Here is an 18,422-nt window from a genome sequence, read left to right on the forward strand (position 1 = left end):
CGGCGCGAGTGAAATAATCGTCCGCTCCTGGAGCAGAATCATGAAACTCAATTCAGCTTGCAACCTACTCCCTCAAACCCTGGTCCTGAGTGCAGCAATTCTCTATCCCGCAACTCTTCCAGCGCAGTCCGATCCTATGAGTCCCCCAGCGTCACAGACGCAGCCGAATCGAGCTCAGCAAGCGCCTGCCGCCGCCACCGCCATGCAGGATTCAGCTACGAACTCCGGAGATGTCGGCCAGACGATGAAGGACAAGATCTTCCTACGGAAGGCTGCACAGGGAGGTATGGCCGAGGTGAAGCTTGGCCAGCTTGCGGCTGAGAAGGGAAGCAGCGACGATGTGAAGGCCTTCGGCCAAAAGATGGTTGACGATCACACCAAATTGAACAACGATATGGCACCGATCGCTGACTCCATGGGCGTGAGACTCCCGACAAACCTGAACAAGGAAGACCAAGCGGAATATGACAAACTTAATGGACTGTCAGGGAATGACTTCGATATGGAGTACCTGTCTTTTATGGTGAAGGACTATCATAAGGACCTGCACGAGTTTCGTCAGGAAGCCGCCAGCACAACGGATCCGACACTTCAGAATGCGGTCAATAACGCAACGAAAGTAATTCATGAGCACAGCATGATGGTCGATAAGCTCGCCCGTGAAAAAGGTGTTCCCATGCCGCAACACGGCGCCAACAAATCAGCTAGTCCCGCGTCATAACGGTTGTTTTTCGGTTCTGGCGGTGGAGGGTGCCATGTGCACCCTCTTTTTACGCAAGTAACCTGAATTGTCGTTCCGCACTCATCAACGGTATGAACCGTCACGAGGTAGAATGACGATCGATGAACTATCTTTCGCGATGGCTGGCCGTCGTTCTCATAATCTTCGCGCCGTCGGTCGTGGGGACAGCGGAGTCAGTGAACACGCTGCCGGCGCCGACCGGCTACGTCAACGACTTTGCCAGCGTTCTGTCTCCCTCGACCAAATCCAGCCTTGAGAACCTCTGCACCCAGGTTGATCGTCAGGCCCATGCCCAAATCGCAGTTGTTACCGTCAAAAGCCTCGACGGCGACCAGCCGATCGAAGAGTTTGCTACAGCGCTTGAAGATAAATGGAAGGTCGGTGCAAAGGGAACAGACCGTGGCGTTCTGATGATCTTCGTGATGACCCCGCGACGCGGACGCATCGAAGTTGGCTATGGTCTCGAGGGCATCCTCAACGACGCCAAAGTTGGAGACATAGGCCGTTCGATGGTTCCAGCGGCTCAGCAGGGCGACTACAACACGGCAATCCCGCTCGGAGTGACGCAGATCGCCGGCATTATCGCGACGGACGCCGGGGTCACCCTGAATCTCGCTCAACCCGTTCATCAGTACCATCGTCAACAGCAACCTGTTCAAATAAGCCTCACGCAGGTCATTATCGGCGGAGGCGCTATCCTGCTGATCCTCTTCTTTCTGGTCAAGACCGGCAACACGGGCTTGATCTTCTTTCTCCTGGGCAATCTGATGGGAGGCGGAGGGGGCGGTTTTGGCGGTGGCCGGGGACGCGACGACGACCGTGGTGGCGGAGGCTTTGGTGGCTTCGGAGGCGGCAGTTCGGGAGGTGGCGGAGCCAGCGGAGACTTTTAAGAACGCAAATGGAAACAGCTAGCTGTAAAGAAAGGCAAAAGAGGCCGGTTCCAGTGATAAAGTACAGCCGGAGACGCCATCTGACGGGACATCGAAATTTCAGACGAAGGGAAATTGAGGAAACATGAAATCTTTATGGGTTGTACTTGGTGTTGTAGCTCTTCTCATCGTCGTTTTGCTCTTTGTAGGAGGCAGCTACATCGGCGCCAAAAACACGCTGGTCCAGAAGAATGAGGCCGTCAATCAGGCGTTCTCACAGGTTAACGTCGTACAGCAGCGCCGACTTGACCTGATTCCCAATCTTGTCGCATCAGTGAAGGGATATGTCGCCGAAGAATCGACGATTTTGACCAACATCGCCAACGCCCGCGCCGGTGTTCTCGCTGCCGGTAGCGACCACGCGAGCAACATCAACGCCAACGCCAAGCTCGACGTGGCCCTGGGACCATTCTTTCGACTCCAGGAGCAATACCCCAACCTGAAGGGCAACGAACAATTCATTCGCCTCACAGATGAGCTGGCCGGCACGGAAAATCGCATCGCCATCGAACGTCAGCGATACAACAAGACACTTGAGGATTACAATGTTTACGTTCGACAGTTTCCTCAAAGTATCTGGGCCAATATCGCGGGCTTTCATTATCGCGACGAGTACTTCAAGGGCAACCCAGAGAACAGTGTGGCGCCGAAGGTCGACTTCTCGAAGTAGACGAAGCGAACTGACCTGGCCCAACAAAAAAGCCGTCGCATCTCGCGACGGCTTTTTAGTGCAGCCAATGTTAGTTACTTGGTGAAGGAAGAGATTGCAGTTGCCTCGTCATCCTTGACGTCGAATACCGTGTAGAGCTTGGTGATCTGTAGAAGGTCGTGTACCTTCTTCGTCAGGTTCAGCAGCTTCAACTCGCCGCCGCTGTTCTTGACGGTAGTAAAAGCGCTGACCAGCTCGCCGATGCCCGAACTGTCGATGTAGCTGATGTCGCCAAGGTTGAGCAGAATCTTATTGGAACCCTTCGCCAGAACATCGCGCACGGCGTCGCGGATCGTCACACTGCCTTCGCCAAGAGTGATGCGGCCGCTGAGATCCAGAATGGTGATGCCATCTACCTGGCGAGTTTTTACTTTCATGCTCATGTCTAGTGTTCTCCTTAGATCCCCGACTGCGCGGGTGGTCGGTGTTTGATCAGTGTCAGTTCCGTGCCCGGATGTAACTGCCGAAAGTTTACCTCATCCATGAAAGCCCTGATGAGAAAGATACCGCGACCAGAGCCGCGGAGGATATTTTCCGGGGCGAGGGGTCGGGAATCTTGTCTGGATCGAGCCCGGGGCCCTGGTCCGAGATACGGATAATCAGTGAGTCTGAAGTCGTTTCAAACGACGCCACCACATGCTTGCTGGTATCGTACGAGTTGCCATGCAGCACCGCGTTAACCGCTGCTTCGCGCACCGCCATGGCGATGTGGGGAACAGTATCTTCGTCGAAGCCAGCCCGTTGCGCGCACTGCTCGGCGGTCTGCTCAATCTTGTTAACGCTGTCAAGAGACGAATCCAGGGTGAAGCTGACACGGCTTGTCGTTGAATCGGCCAAAGCAGTCCTTGCAGTGCTGGTATGCCAGTCGTCAACGTCAGACAACAGCGATGATGGCAGTTTGCTTGTGGAATTCTTGAATGTCAAGGTTACCCCGAATCTTCTGTGTAATTTCAGACTCATTTTCGGCCTCCGGGGTTGACCAGGCTGACTCTTTCCGACAAACTATCGACCGCAAGGTGGGCTAACATGCGATTACAAGGTATGTTTGAGAACGCATCCCGTAACTCGTTATGACCAAGCATGCTAACCAAAGGACGAGCGTTTCAGCCCTAATGGGGTCGGCCGTTGCGGACGCCCAAGGGGGCACCTTTGGCCACGTCCGCGAGTTAGCCGTGGCGCCCTCTGTCGACGCCGCGCACGTTCACGGTATCGTCCTGAAACTAGCATCGTCGAGGCGCAGTGACAAGCCCTCCCTGGTCCTGATCTCTCAACTCGAACTCAGTCCCGACGGCGTCATGCAGCTCCGCGAATCCGCGCAACCCACTCCACTACCGGAGGATGAGAGCTTTCTTCTGCTCGAACGCGATTTGCTGGATCAGCAGATTATCGATGTACACGGCCACAAAGTTGTCCGTGTCAACGACGTTGATCTGGTGTGGGAGAACTGCCAGGAAGACACTCCCGATCTCTCCCTGCGCATTGCGGAGGTCGAGGTGGGTATGCGCGGAGCCGTCCGCCGTCTGCTGAAAGGACTCCCGTCATCCTCGGTGGACCGTATCGCCTCTCGCTTCGGCGCGAGCGTCATCCCGTGGGACTTCGTCGACCTCATCGATCGCGACCCCGCTCGCCGTGTCCGCCTCAAAATCGAGGAGGATCGCCTCTCGAAGATGCACCCCTCCGACATCGCGGACATCCTCGAAGAGCTCGCCCCTGCCGAGCGCCACGCTCTCTTTGTCTCGCTCGATGAGGAGGTTGCGGCTGAGGCCCTCGAGGAGGTCAAGCCGAAGATGCAGCAGGCACTGATCGAGTCGCTCGACTCCGAACAGATCGCAGGCATCGTTGAAGAGATGGATCCCGGCGCCGCTGCCGACCTCCTCTCAGAGCTCACCGACGAGCGCTCCGAAGCCATCCTCGGAGAGATGGACCCGGAGGAGCGCCAGGAGGTCGAAGACTTACTCGAGTTCTCCGGCGACTCTGCCGCGGGCCGAATGACGACCGAGTACATCGCCCTGCCGTCGGCAGCTCTCATCGATCAGGCGATTGCAGCGTTACGTGACTTCGAAGGAGATGTCGACATGATCACCGATATCTACCTGCTCGACGAAGACGAGAAAATCACCGCGTTAGTTCCTCTGGTCCAACTCCTGCTTGCCGCGGCCGGCACTCCCCTGACGGATCTGCCCCACAGCCATCTCGTCACCTGCAACGTAGATGCCAACGGCCGCAAAGTAGCCGAGCTCTTTGACAAGTACAATCTGCGCTCCCTGCCGGTCATAGACAACGAGAAGCATCTCGCCGGTGTCATCCACGCCGAACAGGTGATTGCTCTTTTAAGAGCAAGTCACTAGAACAGACAGCAGGCAAATCTAAAGGAAACGCAGTGCCGCATGAAGATTCTGTACGCTACCGGCCTCTCACCAAACGATACGTCTCTCTATCGCCTCTGGGCCCTTGAACGCCTCGGCCATCAGGTCATTCCGTTCAACGTCTTCGACTACGAATCCAGTAATCCGATCCTTCGCAAAGTAAATCAACGCCTTGTCATCGGGCCTTCAGTTGCCCGGCTGAACCGAGAACTCATACAGGTCGCACAAGCGGAAAAGCCGGACCTTCTCTGGACCGATAAGCTCCTCTACATACGTCCTGCGACGCTCGATCGCATGCGCGCCATAAACATCGTGACTGTGAGCTACATGATCGACAACCCCTTCGGAACCCGCCAGGATCCAGGCTGGCGCATGTACATGAAGGACATCCCCCACTACGACCTTCACGTCGTCCAGCGCGACAAGAACATCCTCGACTACAAATCACGAGGCGCGCGCGACGTCATCAAAATTCAAACCGCCTACGAACCCACGCTGCAATTCCCGCCGCCCGAGGGCTGGTCCGACGCCGACAGAAACCGCGAGGTCTCCTTTATCGGCACTCCCTACGATGACCGCGCCCAGACCCTGACCCGGCTATGGCGCGAATGCGGCTTTTCGGTCGTAATCTCCGGCAACCCCCGGCAGTGGGGCCGCGCAATGGAGCCCAGCGCCTACAAAGCCCTCTTCAACGGCGGCGAACTCTTTCGCGACGAGTACCGCGAAGGCATCTGGAAATCCAAAATCAACCTCAGCTTCATCACTCACTCCAACTGCGACGAATTCGTTCATAAGAGTTTCGAGATCGCCGGCTGCGGAGGCTTCCTGCTCGCCGAGCGTTCCGACGGGCACATGCAGCGATTCAAGGAAGACGAAGAGGCCGTCTTCTTCACCGGCTTCGAGGAGTTAGCCGCGAAGATCCGCCGTTACCTGCCCGACGAGGCAGCGCGTCAACGCATCGCAGCCGCCGGTTGCATTCGCGCTGCACGCGACGGCTACTATAACGACCGGCAGGTCGAACTGATCGTAGAGCGAGCACAATCGATCCTTGAAAAGATCAAGGAAAAGATCAAGGAAAAAATCAAGCCTTCTGCCAGAACAGCGCACGCGGGCAGTCGGTGATCTTCGATCTTCTTCACGAGTCGCCCAGGGTTCTCACTGCGGACCTCTGCATCGTCGGCGCCGGAGCCGCAGGCATCACGCTCGCCGTAGAGTCAGCCCGCAAGGGCAAGACAGTCCTCCTCCTCGAAGGCGGCGGCGCAACCCGCGAAGACTCCTCCCAGTCCCTCTATGAAAGCGAGATCGCAGGTCTTCCGCATCGTGGCATCCACACCGGCCGCATCCGCGTAAGGGAGGCACCACCGTCCGCTGGGGAGGCCAGATTCTCGAGCTCGACGCCCTCGACTTCACTCCCCGTCCCGGCGTTCCCGAAAGCGGCTGGCCATTCCATAAGTCCACCTTGACCTCCTTCTACGAGCGCGCCCTCGCCCTCGAGGGACTAGCCAAAGTCGAACGCAGCGACGCCGAGGTCTGGAAAGATCTCCGCCTCCCCTTCACCCAGTTCGATGATCTCGAAGCCTACCTCTCGCGCTGGTGTCCCGAGCCGAACTTCGCCCGCCTCCATCACAAGACACTCCGCGAGCACCCCAACATCCATCTCTGGCTCCACGCCAGCGCAGTCGAGTTGATCACCGAAGGCACCTCCGCCATCGGCCTTCGCACGAGCACCCTCACCGGCATCGAAGCCATCTTCCGCGCCCCGCATTTCATCTTCGCGCTTGGCGGAATCGAAAGTTCGCGCTTCTTCCTCCAACCTCGACCCGACGGCCTCCCCTGGAATCGTTCCGGCCTACTTGGTCAACATTTTCAGGATCACATCGACTGCAACGCCGCCGCCGTCGAACCGCTCGACCCGAAGCGCTTCCACGACACCTTCGATCCCATCTTCGCGCACGGCTTCAAATATCTCCCCAAGCTACGCCTCTTGCCGCAGGCGCAGGCCGCGCACGGCACCCTCAACATCGGGTCGACCATGTCGTTTGAGGACACTGGAAAAGCCCGCGGCCAGGCGAAAACAACCGTCCGAAACCTCATGCGTGGACGTTTGAGCGATGTCACCCGCGACAACCTCCGTCATACAACCAACCATCTGCCAATGCTCGCGCACCAGGCCTGGCGCTACAAGGTTCAGCATCGCGCCTACAGCCCCCCGAGGTCCGAATCTTCCTTCGCGTCCACTGCGAGCAGGAGCCAACCTCCCGCAGCAGCATCACCCTCACCGACCAGCGAGACCCCCTCGGCCTTCTGCGAATCCGTTTCGACTGGCAGATCTCCGAGAGGGAACTGAACACCATCCGGCAGTACGTCCTCATCGCCCAGCGCGTCTTCGCCGACGTCGCCCGCATCATCCCCAACGAAGACCTGATGTCCGGCAACCCAAACTTCCTCGCCCGTTGCGACGACAGCAACCACCACATGGGCGGCATGCGCATGTCCACCTCGGACGCCACCGGCATCGTCGACACAGATCTCCGACTCTTCGGACTCACCAACACCTACATCTGCAGTTCGGCCGTCTTTCCCAACTCCGGCTTCTCGAACCCAACCCACACTGTCCTCGCCCTGGCCCTGCGGCTCAGCGATCATCTCAGCTAAGCTCTTCAGCAAACAACAAACGGAGAACAATGGCGCAGATCCCACTCGGAGACACCGGTCGCACCACAACTCGCCTGGGCTTCGGCTGCTCGAGCTTGATGGGGGCGATGGGACGCCGCGCCTCCCTCGCCATCCTGGAATCAGCCTACGACGCGGGCATTCGCCACTTTGACGTTGCTCCCATGTACGGCTATGGGGAAGCCGAAGGCTGCCTCGGCGAGTTCCTCCAACGTCATCGCCACCAGATCACCGTCACCACCAAGTACGGAATTCCCCCGCAAAAAAATCGCCCCTGATATCGCTCGCCCGTCGCGTAGCCGGCCCTCTCATCAAAAATCTTCCCAGCGTGAAGCATCGTCTCGCGCAAGCCGCAAACGCCGCCACGCGCACCAGCGAGAAGGCCACCTTCACGCCGCAGCAAGCCAAAGCCTCACTCGAACAGAGCCTTGCCGCGCTGCGCACCGATCACATTGACCTATGGCTGCTTCACGAGGTCACAGCAGCCGACCTGCGCGATGAAGTCCTCCTAGGCCTTCTCGAAGAGCAGGTGCGAAGAGGAACCATCGGCTCCTTCGGCATAGGCAGCAGCGCCGACAAGATTCCGTCCCTCCTCGCCGAACATCCCGCCTACTGCCACACACTGCAGTACGAGTGGTCCGTTCTCGACCCCGAAGTAGACGCTGGCACGGCATCGCCCTTCCGCATCCATCACCGCGCCCTTACCGACAACTTCCGTTCGCTTCATCGCACCCTGGCTGAAGACGAACAGCTCCGCCAGCGTTGGTCTGCAGCGACGAACGCAGACCTCAGTAACCCCGAGGATCTCGCCCACCTCATGCTAAAGGCCGCGCTCGTCATGAATCCCAAGAGCGTCATCCTCTTCTCCTCAAAAAACCCTCGCCACATTCGGTTCAACGTGAAAACGGCAGAAGACAGCTCCCTTGAAGCCCCTGCAAGAGAGCTCCACCGCCTGGTGCAAACCGAACGAAACCAGCTATCACAAGCAGGTGCAAGCTAGATACCAGGTTCAAAAGGATCGCCACTCCCTCAACGACGAGCATCAGGATGAGTTAGCCTGATAAGAGTGGCGCGTAGGTTCTCCCGACCAACACATACTTCCACCAAACTCATCCACAAGGATCGGTAATGAGCCCCTGGCGCACCTGGAGAACCCGACTCATTCTCATCTTTGCCGTGCTCGGCCCTGGCTTCATCACCGCCAACGTGGACAACGACGCCGGCGGCATCCTCACCTACTCCGCAGCCGGGGCGCAGTTTGGTTACTCACTCCTGTGGACGATGATCCCGATCACCCTCGCCCTCATCGTCGTGCAGGAGATGTGCGCCCGCATGGGCGTCGTCACTGGCAAAGGCCTCAGCGACCTTATCCGCGAGGAGTTTGGCCTCCGCATCACCTTCGTCATCATGATCCTGCTGATCGCGGTGAACTTCACCAACGTCGTCACCGAGTTCTCTGGCATCGCGGGCAGCATGCAGCTCTTCCACATCTCCAAATACGCGAGCGTTCCCGTCTGCGCCTTCATCGTCTGGATACTGGTCGTCAAAGGCGACTACAAGAGCGTCGAAAAGATCTTCCTCATCGCCAGCGTCTTCTACATCGCCTACATCATCACCGGAGTACTCAGCGGTCCGGACTGGCACCTTGCCCTCGTCGAAACCGTCAAGCTGCCCCCGCGCAGCGTCTGGTCAAACAAGGACTACGTCTACACCACAGTCGCGGTCATCGGCACCACCATCACCCCCTGGATGCAGTTCTACCTGCAGTCCTCCATCGTCGAAAAAGGAGTCAGCGTTCGCAAGTACAAGGCCTCACGGCTGGACGTGATTGTAGGCTCCATCTTCACCGACATCGTGGCCTGGTTCATCGTCGTTGCATGCGCCGCAACCCTCTACACCCACGGCATCCGCCACATCGCCGATCCCTCGGACGCCGCCGGAGCGATGAAGCCTCTAGCCGGTCAATACGCGTTCATCCTCTTCGCGGCTGGCCTCTTCAACGCGTCCCTCTTCGCCGCCTCCATCCTGCCCCTATCGACCGCATACACCGTCTGCGAAGGCCTCGGCTTCGAGAGTGGTGTGGACAAGAGCTTCAACGAAGCAAAGTTCTTCTACTGGCTCTATAGCCTGCTGCTCTTCGCCGGCGCCGCCATCGTCCTGATCCCGAACTTCCCGTTGGTGAAGTTCAGCATCCTCTCTCAGGTACTCAACGGCGTTCTTTTGCCCCTGGTCCTCGTCTTCATGTTGAAGTTGATCAACAAGCACGACCTCATGGGCAAATACACCAACAAGCGATGGTTCAACGTGATCGCCTGGACGACCGTCATTATCGTCACATCGCTCTCGCTCATCCTGGTCTGGAACACTCTCCACGGCTAGGACGCGGCATCAACCGCTGCTGTCGCTTTTGTCTTTCTTATCCAGCCCTAAAACTACGTCATCTCGACCGGAGGCGGCGCTTTTGCCGCCGCAGCGGAGAGACCCCGCATTTCGCTTTTGTTCCTGGCTTTGGTGTTGCTTGTTCTCGTAGTATCTCTTCCGCGTTCGACACCAATCGAGCACTGACCACCCTACAACAACTTCCCCTCAGACGCTCACCCTGGTCTGGAATACGCTCCACGGCTGAATCGCGGCATCAACCGCTGCTGTCGCTTTTGTCTTTCTTATCCAGCGCTAAAACTACGTCATCTCGACCGGAGGCGGCGCTCTTGCCGCCGCAGCGGAGAGACCCCGCATTTTGCTTTTGTTCCTGGCTTTGGTGTTGCTTGTACTCGTAGTATCTCTTCCGCGTTCGACACCAATTGAGAACTGACCACCCTACAACAACTTCCCCTCAGACGCTCATCCTGGTCTGGAATACGCTCCACGGCTATGGACGCCGGTTTTGTTTTTCCTATCCAGCCCTAAAACTACGTCATCTCGACCGGAGGCGGCGCTTTTGCCGCCGCAGCGGAGAGACCCCGCATTTTGCTTTTGTTCCTGGCTTTGGTGTTGCTTGTACTCGTAGTATCCCTTCCGCGTTCGACACGAATCGAGCACTGGCCACCCTACAACAACTTCCCTTCAGACAAATCCCGAATCAACCCCAAATCGGCAGCCAGAAAATCGTATCCCGGCAGATCCGTCAAAGGCGTCCAACGCATGTCATTGAAGATTCGATTCTCCAGCGCCCCATCGAACTCCCGCACCACAAAGAACTGAAGATCGATCGCCCCACCATTGCGGTATTTGTGCCTCACCCGCGCCACCCGCCGGCCGATAACAGCGGTGATTCCCAACTCCTCATTCAGCTCGCGAGCCAAGGCATCCTCTGAGGTCTCACCGGCTTCGATCTTTCCCCGGGAAACTCCCACTTCAGGCTCATCGGCTGGTCCGGCTTGCGTTGACAGATCAGTACCTCCACCCCACGTCCGCCTTCGCCCGCATCCCCACGCAAGATCAACGCCGCCACCACCAATCGGAGTGGTTTCTGCACCGCGGCCTCAACATGCTCCTCGAGTTTGCGAATCGGCTCTCTCACCTGACTACAGATTAGACGACATTCGCGGCACAAAAGCTTCCATTCACTTTACTTAGGCCGGTCGAACCGTCGCCGGATAGTAAACCGGCCAGCCCTCCCGCGCGCTCCGTTCCACCAAAGCAGCACTCGGATTCACCGGAAACGCCCGCTTCGCAATAGCCAGCATCGCCGCGTCATGGACCGAGTTCCCAAACACCGCATCCGGCGCCGTCACTCCGGCCCGCTTGAGCGACGCAACCTTGCCTTCATCCGTCGGGACATCCAGAATCACATCCGTCACCACGCCGTCCTTCACCTGCACGCGCGCCGCCAGTACCCGCTCCGCCGGAATCCCAAAGCGTTTGACTCCCTCTTCAATGACCCAGTTATTGGTCGAACTCACCGCCCAGATCTCCACACCCTTCCCACGCAGCTCCTCCACCAGCTCCTTCATCTCGGCAAAGATATTCCGCTCGATCTGCCCGGCAAAGAAGTTCTTCGCCGCCCGCCGCATCTCGTCTTCGCGCAGGCGCTGGTACATCTGCACCATCTCCCCACAGATGGCCACCTCAGAGACCTCGCCCTTCAGATACCCGCGATACCGGGAGTCGATCCAGTCCGTCATCTCACGCGAAACCAGCCCCGTCTCGATCGTCCACTTCATAAACGAAGAGCCGGCATCGCCAGACCACAGGGTCCCATCGCAATCAAAGACTGCAACCGAAGGAGAGAGCGAAGCAACAGCCGAATGAAAATCCGAGGTACTCAGGCGACTCACTGAAACAGCATGGCTCACAATCTATCTCTACTTTTCTGCGCATCTCGCATGCGCGTTCAACGACAAATTCGACTTGAAGATTGTCATGATTTTACTACCGTCTGCTCAGGGAAACCCGTGTTGTCCCGCTTCGCTAACTCGATTTACATCTGGTTTTAATCTGCTTTTTTGATCCCACGCGAATCTCAAGTCGCGACCAACGGGAGCGCCAACCGCAGGGGTATACCCGTCACGAAGTGACCGCCGAATCGGGGTCCCCGCAAACAGGTCTTCGTTTGCGGGGTGACTGAGCGCAGGAGGCCCGTCCGGCAGGACATCCACGCCATCACTAGATCGGCGGCAGCCCCTCCACCACACTCACCCCATCCGGCGGAACGAAAGCAAAGTCAGCGTCCTTCACACGTACGTTCTCCTGCATCCCGGAAAAAGTAAACTCCGTCACCGCCCCATCCACCTCTTCCAGCTTCATCCGCTCAATCGCCCCCGCCGCCGTCACCCAAAGAGACAGCAGCTTCACCCTCTGCGCCATCCCCTTCGGCACACCCGAGATCCGAAACCCCGCTCCATCCGCCACCACAGCCAGGTCATCCAACTCCTTCTTCAGCTGTGTATGCCCCAGCAAAAACCGCAACGGCGACCGCAGGTCATCCAACTGTTTCGCAGGCACCCGCGTTGCCTGCGCATCGCCAGGCGTATAGAACCACGCAAATTTACCATCCAGCACAAACACCTTACCCACCGGCGCAGCGTAACTCCACCGCATCCGCCCCGGCTTCTTCAGCAGCAACGTGCCCTCTTCCGTGCGGTTCATGCCCATCCCCGCGTAGCTCTCTGTGTAATGAGCGCGCAGGGAACTGAGATGGTTATAGTGATCATCGACCTTACGCACCAACGCGTCGTTCTCCTGCGCAAACAGCAGCGGAGCGCAGCAGAACGACGCGAACAAAACAGCCTTCGCCAGCATTACTGAATGGGCTGTGTGCAGTTAGTGCCGCCTGCGGGGTCATAGCGGATCGTATTGTTCTCGTCCGTGCAGAAGCCGCGGTCACCCGTCTTTCCAATCGAGTTCGGAACCGCCGTAATCTCAAACGACGTATACATGTCCTGATTGTTCACCGTCACCTTCGTGCAGTTGGTGATTGCGAACGTATACCCGGCCTTCTGTCCGCTCGCCAGATCCGGCGTAATCAGCTGTGCCGCCTGTGCCGTCGGAGCACCCGACTTCGGATCCCCACCCAGCGTAGCCAGCGAGCAGGAGAATCCATTCGCCGGATAAGCCGAGTTGTACTGCAGCTCTGCCTGTCCGATCGTCCGCAGCGATTGCACCGCCGAGGTCTCCTGTGCCTGCTTCCTCAGCTTCAGCAGCTGCGGCACTGCCAGCGTCATCAGGATCAGCATCACCGACATCACGATCAGCAGTTCGATCAGCGTAAATCCATCTTCCTTGGTTCGTCCCTCTAGCCCTGCGCGCAATCGGTCCCGTGCGTTCATCGTCTTCCTCAAACTTCGGCAAATTCTGTATCTCGACCACCGAACAAACTCTATCAGGAGAGAGACCTAGCAGGCCAAATCTTCCCGCTCGATCTTCATCGTGCCAAGATTCCCCAACAGCGTCAATGCCATCGTCTCCGGCTTGAACAACTCTTGCGCCAACTCCTGCACCTCCACCGTGGATACCGCTTCGATCTCATGCATGATCTCGTCCACGCCGGAAAATCGTCCGAAGTACATCTGCTGACGCGCAAGATTCGCCATCCTGCTGCCGGAGCTCTCGAGCCCGATCACCATATTGCTCTTCAGTTGGTCCTTGGCCCGCTTCAACTCCACCTCGCTGACTGTCTCTTCCTTCAGACGTCGCAACTCCTGCAGGGTAAGCTGCAACACCTCTTGCGTCTTGTCCACCGAGGTCCCAGCGTACACGCAGAGCGATCCGGTATCCCGGAACGGGTTCATCTCCGAGTAGATCGAATAAGCCAATCCCCGGTCCTCGCGAATCGTCTGGAACAGCCGCGAACTCATCCCGCCGCCCAGCATCGTATTCATCAGGTAGACCACATACCGCCGCGAATCATTCACCGGAGGCGCCGGCATCCCAAGACACAACTGCACCTGCTCCAGCGATTTCTTCCTCTTCAACGTAATGTGCGGCGTCGCCCGAGGAGCGTCGACCTTCTCCGGTACAGCGTCCCCGCTGGCGGCCAGCGAGCCGAACTCCCTCTCCACCTGGGCCACAAAGGCATCATGCTCCAGGTTTCCCGCAGCCGAAAAGACCATATTGCGCGGAGTAAACTGCCCCGCATAAAAGTTCAGCAGCGTCTGCTGATCGAAGCTCGAAACCGTCTTCACCGTTCCCAGAATCGGCCGTCCCAGCGCATCGCCCTTCCAGAAGTTCTGCGTCCACACCTCATGCACCAGATAGTCCGGGTTATCCTCGTCCATCTTGATCTCTTCCAGAATCACACCCTTCTCGCGCTCAACATCGTCAGGAGCAAAGGTCGGGTGTAGCACCAGGTCCGACAGCACATCCAGCGCCGGTGGCACATTCTCATCCAGCACCTTGATGTTGAAGCAGACCGTCTCCTTCCCGGTAAACGCGTCGAGATTGCCTCCGATCGTGTCTACCTCCCGGGCAATCTGCTGCGCCGACCGCGAGGTCGTGCCCTTGAAAACCATATGTTCGACGAAGTGCGAGATCCCATTGACCCCAGCCGTCTCGTCTCGCGAACCAGAGCCCACCCAGGCTCCCATCGAGACGCTCCGCACATGCGGCATGCTCTCGGTCAAAACCAACAGGCCATTCGACAACACAGTCTTCCTGATGTTGCGAGTGGCAGTCTTCGTAATTGCGGCATCATCTACTAACGTTACAGACATGAGACTCCTTCAGACTCCATTGTTTCACAGCGCCACCTGCGCCATCCTTGCTATCTATCGGAGTAGACTTATATAGATGCTCCGGCCCGCCACAAGGGTTCGAGACACCTAAACCCTTTGCTATCAATCCAGGCGGAGCGCCGTCTTCTTGACCCTGAGCAAACCGTCGTTGCAGTCATCCTAGCGAGGAGCGAACAGTTTTTGCCGTCATCCTAAGCGGAACAAACAGTTTTGCTGTCATCCTGAGCGGAACAAACAGTTTTTGCTGTCATCCTGAGCGGAGCGAAGGATCCCGACGAACTCGATCCTGCCCAAAACGCTCGTCCCTTTCAGCCCAAATCCATGGGTGCTGGAACCGCCGCGATATTCAAGTAATTACAAATGAATAATATAAAAGCACTTTCTAATCCAAAACTTGAGAAAAAACCGCTCTTTGGCGCCTCCCTCCAGGAGCTGACCGGTCTGGTGGAGAACCTAGGCCAGCCCGCCTATCGGGCACGCCAGATCTATGACGCCCTCTACGCCCAGCGCACCCCTTCGCTTGACCAAATCACCACCCTCCCGGCATCCCTCCGCTCCGCTCTCAGGTCCGCTGGCTACACCGCAGGTCTTCCCGAACTCCTCCAGACCGCCCGCTCCATCGACGGCACCGAGCGCTACCTGGTCCGCATGGCCGACGGCGAAACCGTCGAAACCGTCTGGATGCCCGGGGGAGACGGAGGCGAACGCGGCGACGGCACCCAGGCCGCCGAGGAAGAGGAGCACCCAGCCCACGATGATGACGACTACAAGCGTGCCACCATCTGTATCTCCAGCCAGGTAGGCTGTGCCGTCAACTGCCAATTCTGCCTCACCGCTAAACTCGGCATCCGCCGCAACCTCACCCCCGGTGAGATCGCGGGCCAGGTCGCCGCTGTCCTCAACCGACACAACGTTGAAGTCGGCCGCGACCGAATCAATCTGGTCTTCATGGGCATGGGCGAACCCTTCCTGAACTACACCGCCTTCATGGACGCCGTACGCCTCCTCGCCGGTGCCATGAGCATCCCCGAATCCCGCATGACTGTCAGCACCTCCGGCATCCTCCCCGGTATAGAACAGTTCGCGCAAGAAACGGTCCGCCCCAAGCTCGCCGTCAGCCTCAACGCCTCCAACGACGTCGTCCGCGAGTCCATCATGCCCATCACCCGCAAATGGAACATCGCCGCGCTCCTCGAAGCCATCTCCACCGTCCCGCTGCGCCCCCGCGAGCGCGTCACCTTCGAGTACGTTCTCCTGGGAGGCGTCAACGACCAGCGCCAACACGCCGACGAGCTGATCGCGCTACTGAAAAATCTTCGTGCCAAAATCAACCTCATCGTCTGGAACTCCGGCCCCGACATGCCCTTCCACGAACCCACACCACAAGACGTCGGTTCGTTCCAGAAGCGTCTCCGCGATGCAGGCATCCCCGCCTTCATCCGCAAGCCCCGCGGCCGCGACATCTACGCCGCCTGCGGCCAACTCAAACGAACCCTCGAGTCGCCACCGGCAGCCCCCTGGTCGAGATCGCCACCCTCTAAGAAGCTGTCTGAAGACTATGTCCTGCCGGACGGGACGGGTCGACCTGTTGTTGCAGCTACGATCTATGCTGGCCCTCCCGTTAGTCGGGAGCCTCTTTCTCCCACCAACGGGAGGACCAGCATCGTTCACTAACCACAACAAGGTAAACGAGTCACGAAGTGACCGCCCTCCGCGCAGGAGGCCCGTCCGGCAGGACAGCTTCTTTAGCCTGTTCCGCGTAGATGGCCGAGGCCTAAGCACCGTTTTCCTGTCAACCCCCAAAGCACCCTAACTCCTTGCCAGACAGGAACATGCGCGTGGCGCACGAGTTTCCTTCCACTCGCTATATTGGATATAGAACGAAAAATGCCCCGGCGACAAGCCGGGGCATTTCATTTTCAAAACCTGAGGAGGACAAAACGAGATCGAAGTCCAGCCACAAATCTTTATCTTTCAAGACTTTGCATACTTTTAGGTATGGGGAGGGGTGCCTGCCTAACGCCCCGCAACCGCCACCGAGCGCTCCAGCCCCAGCGTGAGCAGCCCCTCAGCCAGAAGGTCGTAGTCATGCCGCAGCACGTCTCCCTCATGAACAAAGTTACCCGTTACCGGCTCCACTCCCAGCGCCCTCACCCCCTCCAGATCGGCTTCGATGGGCTGCTGCCCCTCACGCGCGTACTGTTCAAGCCGCAGCGGCGAGATATGACCCGTATTGATCAGTGCATAGTCGAAGATAGGGGCATTAAGCCCACCCGCATGCTGCATGATCTTCTCGATGTGCTGCGAAGCGGTCAGCCCCAGCGACTCATTCGCCTGTGTCATCAGATTGCAGACGAAGACCTTAGTCCCACGCGATGCCGCCAGCGCTTCCGGAATGCCCCGAACCAGCAGATTCGTAATCAGCGACGTATAGAGCGACCCTGGGCCGAGAGTAATCAGGTCTGCGTTCGCAATCGCCTCCAGCGTCTGTGGTAGTGGGTCTGCCGTCTCCGGCTCCAGCCGCAGCTCCACGATTCTGTGCTTACTCGCCGTGATATTGGTCTCTCCCCGCACCAGGGACCCATCGTCCATATCCGCCGCCAAGGTTACGTTTGTGTTCGTAGAAGGGAAGATCTTTCCCCTCGCAGCAAGAATCTGCGACGACATCTGCACCGCCTGGGCAAAGTCTCCGGTGATGTGCGACAGCGCGGCCACAAAGAGATTGCCGAAGCTATGCCCCTCCAGATCGCCATGTTCGAATCGATACTGAAACAGCTTCGACAGCAGGTGCTCATCCTCGGAGAGCGCGACCATGCAGTTCCGGATGTCCCCTGGAGGAAGCATCTTGAAGTCCTCGCGCAGTCGCCCCGACGAGCCGCCATCGTCAGTCACAGTGACCACAGCCGAAAGCTCCCGGATCATGCAACCCGCATCGGGGCAGGGCGCCACTTGAGGTCTCACAACCCCACGGGAATCTTCCAGCCGAATCCCTTTCCTGCGCTCCGGAGTGATCACGTACCGCTTCAGTCCCCGCAGCAGGGTCGATAACCCAGTGCCGCCGCCAATGGCAACCACCCGGAGGTCTTTCTCTTTCGATTCGGTCAACTTTCGCAACGACATGCGCAGGTTCTCCTACACAAGTTTAAACGAAGCGCTGTAGGCCTGGAGCAGTTCGTGGTTATACCTCGGGATAGAGCAACTCCGTAAAGCGCGGATCGTCGGCCATATCCTGAAAGTCCGAGTCAGCCCGCGCCTGGATTCGGTTCCGCGGATTCTGTCGGATCGCCTCGGTCAGATGTTCCAGGCAGTGATGCGAATCCCCCGTCATGCTCGCCAGCACCGCCAGACCGTAAAAGGCATAGTCCGCCTTCTCATTTTCCTTCAGGATCAGGTTGAAGTGCTCCCGGGCATCTTCGTAGTGTCCATCGTTCAGCAGAGAGACGGCGTAGTCATATTGTTCTTCGCAGTTGGAAAAGGCATTCTTTCCCTTGGTCATCTGCTGCGCACAAGCCATTGAGTACATGCGGACCCGGTCGCTCAGCTCGCCTGCGCCTGCAGCCAGCATCTTGTCGAACGCTGCATGGGCCTTATCATACTTACCATCCTGCATCAGCCGCAGCGCAGCCTCATAGTGCGCCACCACTTGCGCGCGGGCAGTATCGTTCGTCTGAGGGATGGTTCCAGCGAGTGTGCGTGGAGCACGCTTTGTTGCGGGTGCAGTTGCGGTCTTTATCTGAGCCATCGTCATTCCTGTCGCCTAAGGCGTTTCTGAGCTCTCCCATTCTAACGGGTGCTCAATTTGGTTTGTTCTCGTGTCGGTTTTATACGCAG

General features: G+C 58.1%; 21 protein-coding genes and 1 pseudogene. 13 read left to right on the forward strand and 9 right to left on the reverse strand.

What is annotated here, in order from left to right:
- The first annotated feature begins 40 nt into the window (after positions 1–40).
- The 3 genes from RBB80_RS19135 (at position 41) to RBB80_RS19145 (ending at position 2,341) form a co-directional block, all read left to right on the forward strand.
- Positions 41–721, forward strand: coding sequence for a DUF4142 domain-containing protein (locus tag RBB80_RS19135; RefSeq protein WP_433964047.1), 681 nt, complete (start codon positions 41–43; stop codon positions 719–721).
- A 122-nt stretch (positions 722–843) separates the two neighbouring features.
- Positions 844–1,632: a TPM domain-containing protein gene (locus RBB80_RS19140; protein ID WP_433964048.1), complete on the forward strand. Its 789-nt coding sequence runs from the start codon at positions 844–846 to the stop codon at positions 1,630–1,632.
- Between the two features lie 124 nt (positions 1,633–1,756).
- The gene (locus RBB80_RS19145; protein WP_433964049.1) at positions 1,757–2,341 is read left to right on the forward strand and encodes a LemA family protein; all 585 of its coding nucleotides are present in this window, start codon (positions 1,757–1,759) and stop codon (positions 2,339–2,341) included.
- Positions 2,342–2,415: 74 nt separating this feature from the next.
- Here RBB80_RS19145 and RBB80_RS19150 read toward each other — a convergent pair whose 3' ends face one another.
- Complete coding sequence (locus RBB80_RS19150; protein ID WP_158945525.1) at positions 2,416–2,763, reverse strand: STAS domain-containing protein; 348 nt, start codon at positions 2,761–2,763, stop codon at positions 2,416–2,418.
- Positions 2,764–2,777: 14 nt separating this feature from the next.
- Positions 2,778–3,340 (reverse strand): annotated as a pseudogene (locus tag RBB80_RS19155) (ATP-binding protein).
- A 152-nt stretch (positions 3,341–3,492) separates the two neighbouring features.
- On the opposite strand from RBB80_RS19155, the gene RBB80_RS19160 reads away from it, so the two are divergent.
- The 8 genes from RBB80_RS19160 to RBB80_RS19195 all read left to right on the forward strand — a co-directional run bounded on the left by RBB80_RS19160 (position 3,493) and on the right by RBB80_RS19195 (position 9,798).
- Positions 3,493–4,728, forward strand: a complete 1,236-nt coding sequence (locus tag RBB80_RS19160; protein ID WP_433964050.1) for a magnesium transporter MgtE N-terminal domain-containing protein — start codon at positions 3,493–3,495, stop codon at positions 4,726–4,728.
- Between the two features lie 39 nt (positions 4,729–4,767).
- Positions 4,768–5,868: a CgeB family protein gene (locus RBB80_RS19165; protein ID WP_433964051.1), complete on the forward strand. Its 1,101-nt coding sequence runs from the start codon at positions 4,768–4,770 to the stop codon at positions 5,866–5,868.
- Positions 5,865–6,209: an FAD-binding protein gene (locus RBB80_RS19170; protein WP_433964052.1), complete on the forward strand. Its 345-nt coding sequence runs from the start codon at positions 5,865–5,867 to the stop codon at positions 6,207–6,209. Before RBB80_RS19165 ends, RBB80_RS19170 begins: the two co-directional genes overlap by 4 nt.
- Positions 6,206–7,093 carry a hypothetical protein gene (locus tag RBB80_RS19175; protein ID WP_433964053.1) on the forward strand — a complete coding sequence of 296 codons (888 nt, stop codon included), beginning with the start codon at positions 6,206–6,208 and terminating at the stop codon, positions 7,091–7,093. Before RBB80_RS19170 ends, RBB80_RS19175 begins: the two co-directional genes overlap by 4 nt.
- On the forward strand, positions 7,057–7,401 hold the full coding sequence (locus RBB80_RS19180; protein ID WP_433969758.1) for a GMC family oxidoreductase: 345 nt from the start codon (positions 7,057–7,059) through the stop codon (positions 7,399–7,401). Before RBB80_RS19175 ends, RBB80_RS19180 begins: the two co-directional genes overlap by 37 nt.
- Before the next feature lie 29 nt (positions 7,402–7,430).
- Positions 7,431–7,697, forward strand: coding sequence for an aldo/keto reductase (locus RBB80_RS19185; protein WP_433964054.1), 267 nt, complete (start codon positions 7,431–7,433; stop codon positions 7,695–7,697).
- 50 nt (positions 7,698–7,747) lie between these two features.
- Positions 7,748–8,419 (forward strand): aldo/keto reductase, encoded by a 672-nt coding sequence (locus RBB80_RS19190; protein ID WP_433964055.1) that lies wholly within the window; start codon positions 7,748–7,750, stop codon positions 8,417–8,419.
- Between the two features lie 128 nt (positions 8,420–8,547).
- Positions 8,548–9,798 (forward strand): Nramp family divalent metal transporter, encoded by a 1,251-nt coding sequence (locus RBB80_RS19195; RefSeq protein ID WP_433964056.1) that lies wholly within the window; start codon positions 8,548–8,550, stop codon positions 9,796–9,798.
- A 668-nt stretch (positions 9,799–10,466) separates the two neighbouring features.
- On the opposite strand, the gene RBB80_RS19200 is transcribed toward RBB80_RS19195, so the two are convergent.
- Positions 10,467–10,772, reverse strand: a complete 306-nt coding sequence (locus RBB80_RS19200) for an NUDIX domain-containing protein (RefSeq protein ID WP_433964057.1) — start codon at positions 10,770–10,772, stop codon at positions 10,467–10,469.
- 29 nt (positions 10,773–10,801) lie between these two features.
- On the opposite strand from RBB80_RS19200, the gene RBB80_RS19205 reads away from it, so the two are divergent.
- Complete coding sequence (locus RBB80_RS19205) at positions 10,802–10,954, forward strand: hypothetical protein (protein ID WP_433964058.1); 153 nt, start codon at positions 10,802–10,804, stop codon at positions 10,952–10,954.
- A gap of 37 nt (positions 10,955–10,991) precedes the next feature.
- Here RBB80_RS19205 and RBB80_RS19210 read toward each other — a convergent pair whose 3' ends face one another.
- From RBB80_RS19210 to RBB80_RS19225, 4 genes are all read right to left on the reverse strand, one after another.
- Positions 10,992–11,696: an HAD family hydrolase gene (locus RBB80_RS19210; RefSeq protein ID WP_433964059.1), complete on the reverse strand. Its 705-nt coding sequence runs from the start codon at positions 11,694–11,696 to the stop codon at positions 10,992–10,994.
- Positions 11,697–12,024: 328 nt separating this feature from the next.
- Positions 12,025–12,660: an outer membrane lipoprotein chaperone LolA gene (gene lolA, locus RBB80_RS19215; protein ID WP_433964060.1), complete on the reverse strand. Its 636-nt coding sequence runs from the start codon at positions 12,658–12,660 to the stop codon at positions 12,025–12,027.
- A complete protein-coding gene (locus RBB80_RS19220; RefSeq protein WP_433964061.1) occupies positions 12,660–13,187 on the reverse strand; it encodes a type II secretion system protein in 528 nt (175 codons plus the stop codon). The genes lolA and RBB80_RS19220 overlap by 1 nt, the downstream gene beginning before the upstream one ends.
- Before the next feature lie 66 nt (positions 13,188–13,253).
- Entirely contained in the window at positions 13,254–14,570 is a 1,317-nt protein-coding gene (locus tag RBB80_RS19225) for a M16 family metallopeptidase (RefSeq protein WP_433964062.1), read from the reverse strand.
- 381 nt (positions 14,571–14,951) lie between these two features.
- Here RBB80_RS19225 and rlmN point away from each other — a divergent pair, with 381 nt between their 5' ends.
- Positions 14,952–16,265, forward strand: a complete 1,314-nt coding sequence (gene rlmN / locus RBB80_RS19230) for a 23S rRNA (adenine(2503)-C(2))-methyltransferase RlmN (RefSeq protein ID WP_433964063.1) — start codon at positions 14,952–14,954, stop codon at positions 16,263–16,265.
- Positions 16,266–16,607: 342 nt separating this feature from the next.
- Here the strand turns inward: rlmN and RBB80_RS19235 are convergent, their stop codons facing one another.
- Entirely contained in the window at positions 16,608–17,711 is a 1,104-nt protein-coding gene (locus RBB80_RS19235) for a gluconeogenesis factor YvcK family protein (RefSeq protein WP_433964064.1), read from the reverse strand.
- 58 nt (positions 17,712–17,769) lie between these two features.
- The gene (locus RBB80_RS19240) at positions 17,770–18,333 is read right to left on the reverse strand and encodes a tetratricopeptide repeat protein (protein WP_433964065.1); all 564 of its coding nucleotides are present in this window, start codon (positions 18,331–18,333) and stop codon (positions 17,770–17,772) included.
- Positions 18,334–18,422 lie beyond the last annotated feature (89 nt).

The sequence above is a fragment of the Tunturiibacter gelidiferens genome, assembly GCF_051013345.1.
In the GTDB taxonomy this organism is placed as follows: Bacteria; Acidobacteriota; Terriglobia; order Terriglobales; family Acidobacteriaceae; genus Edaphobacter; species Edaphobacter gelidiferens_A.

Excerpts from the sequence above, each read along its gene's own strand:
- RBB80_RS19135 (WP_433964047.1), top strand. The coding sequence starts at position 41 with ATGAAACTCAATTCAGCTTGCAACCTACTCCCTCAAACCCTGGTCCTG.
- RBB80_RS19140 (WP_433964048.1), top strand. The coding sequence starts at position 844 with ATGAACTATCTTTCGCGATGGCTGGCCGTCGTTCTCATAATCTTCGCG.
- RBB80_RS19145 (WP_433964049.1), top strand. The coding sequence starts at position 1,757 with ATGAAATCTTTATGGGTTGTACTTGGTGTTGTAGCTCTTCTCATCGTC.
- RBB80_RS19150 (WP_158945525.1), bottom strand. The coding sequence starts at position 2,763 with ATGAGCATGAAAGTAAAAACTCGCCAGGTAGATGGCATCACCATTCTG.
- RBB80_RS19160 (WP_433964050.1), top strand. The coding sequence starts at position 3,493 with ATGGGGTCGGCCGTTGCGGACGCCCAAGGGGGCACCTTTGGCCACGTC.
- RBB80_RS19165 (WP_433964051.1), top strand. The coding sequence starts at position 4,768 with ATGAAGATTCTGTACGCTACCGGCCTCTCACCAAACGATACGTCTCTC.
- RBB80_RS19185 (WP_433964054.1), top strand. The coding sequence starts at position 7,431 with ATGGCGCAGATCCCACTCGGAGACACCGGTCGCACCACAACTCGCCTG.
- RBB80_RS19195 (WP_433964056.1), top strand. The coding sequence starts at position 8,548 with ATGAGCCCCTGGCGCACCTGGAGAACCCGACTCATTCTCATCTTTGCC.
- lolA (WP_433964060.1), bottom strand. The coding sequence starts at position 12,660 with ATGCTGGCGAAGGCTGTTTTGTTCGCGTCGTTCTGCTGCGCTCCGCTG.
- RBB80_RS19220 (WP_433964061.1), bottom strand. The coding sequence starts at position 13,187 with ATGAACGCACGGGACCGATTGCGCGCAGGGCTAGAGGGACGAACCAAG.
- RBB80_RS19225 (WP_433964062.1), bottom strand. The coding sequence starts at position 14,570 with ATGTCTGTAACGTTAGTAGATGATGCCGCAATTACGAAGACTGCCACT.
- rlmN (WP_433964063.1), top strand. The coding sequence starts at position 14,952 with ATGAATAATATAAAAGCACTTTCTAATCCAAAACTTGAGAAAAAACCG.
- RBB80_RS19235 (WP_433964064.1), bottom strand. The coding sequence starts at position 17,711 with ATGTCGTTGCGAAAGTTGACCGAATCGAAAGAGAAAGACCTCCGGGTG.
- RBB80_RS19240 (WP_433964065.1), bottom strand. The coding sequence starts at position 18,333 with ATGGCTCAGATAAAGACCGCAACTGCACCCGCAACAAAGCGTGCTCCA.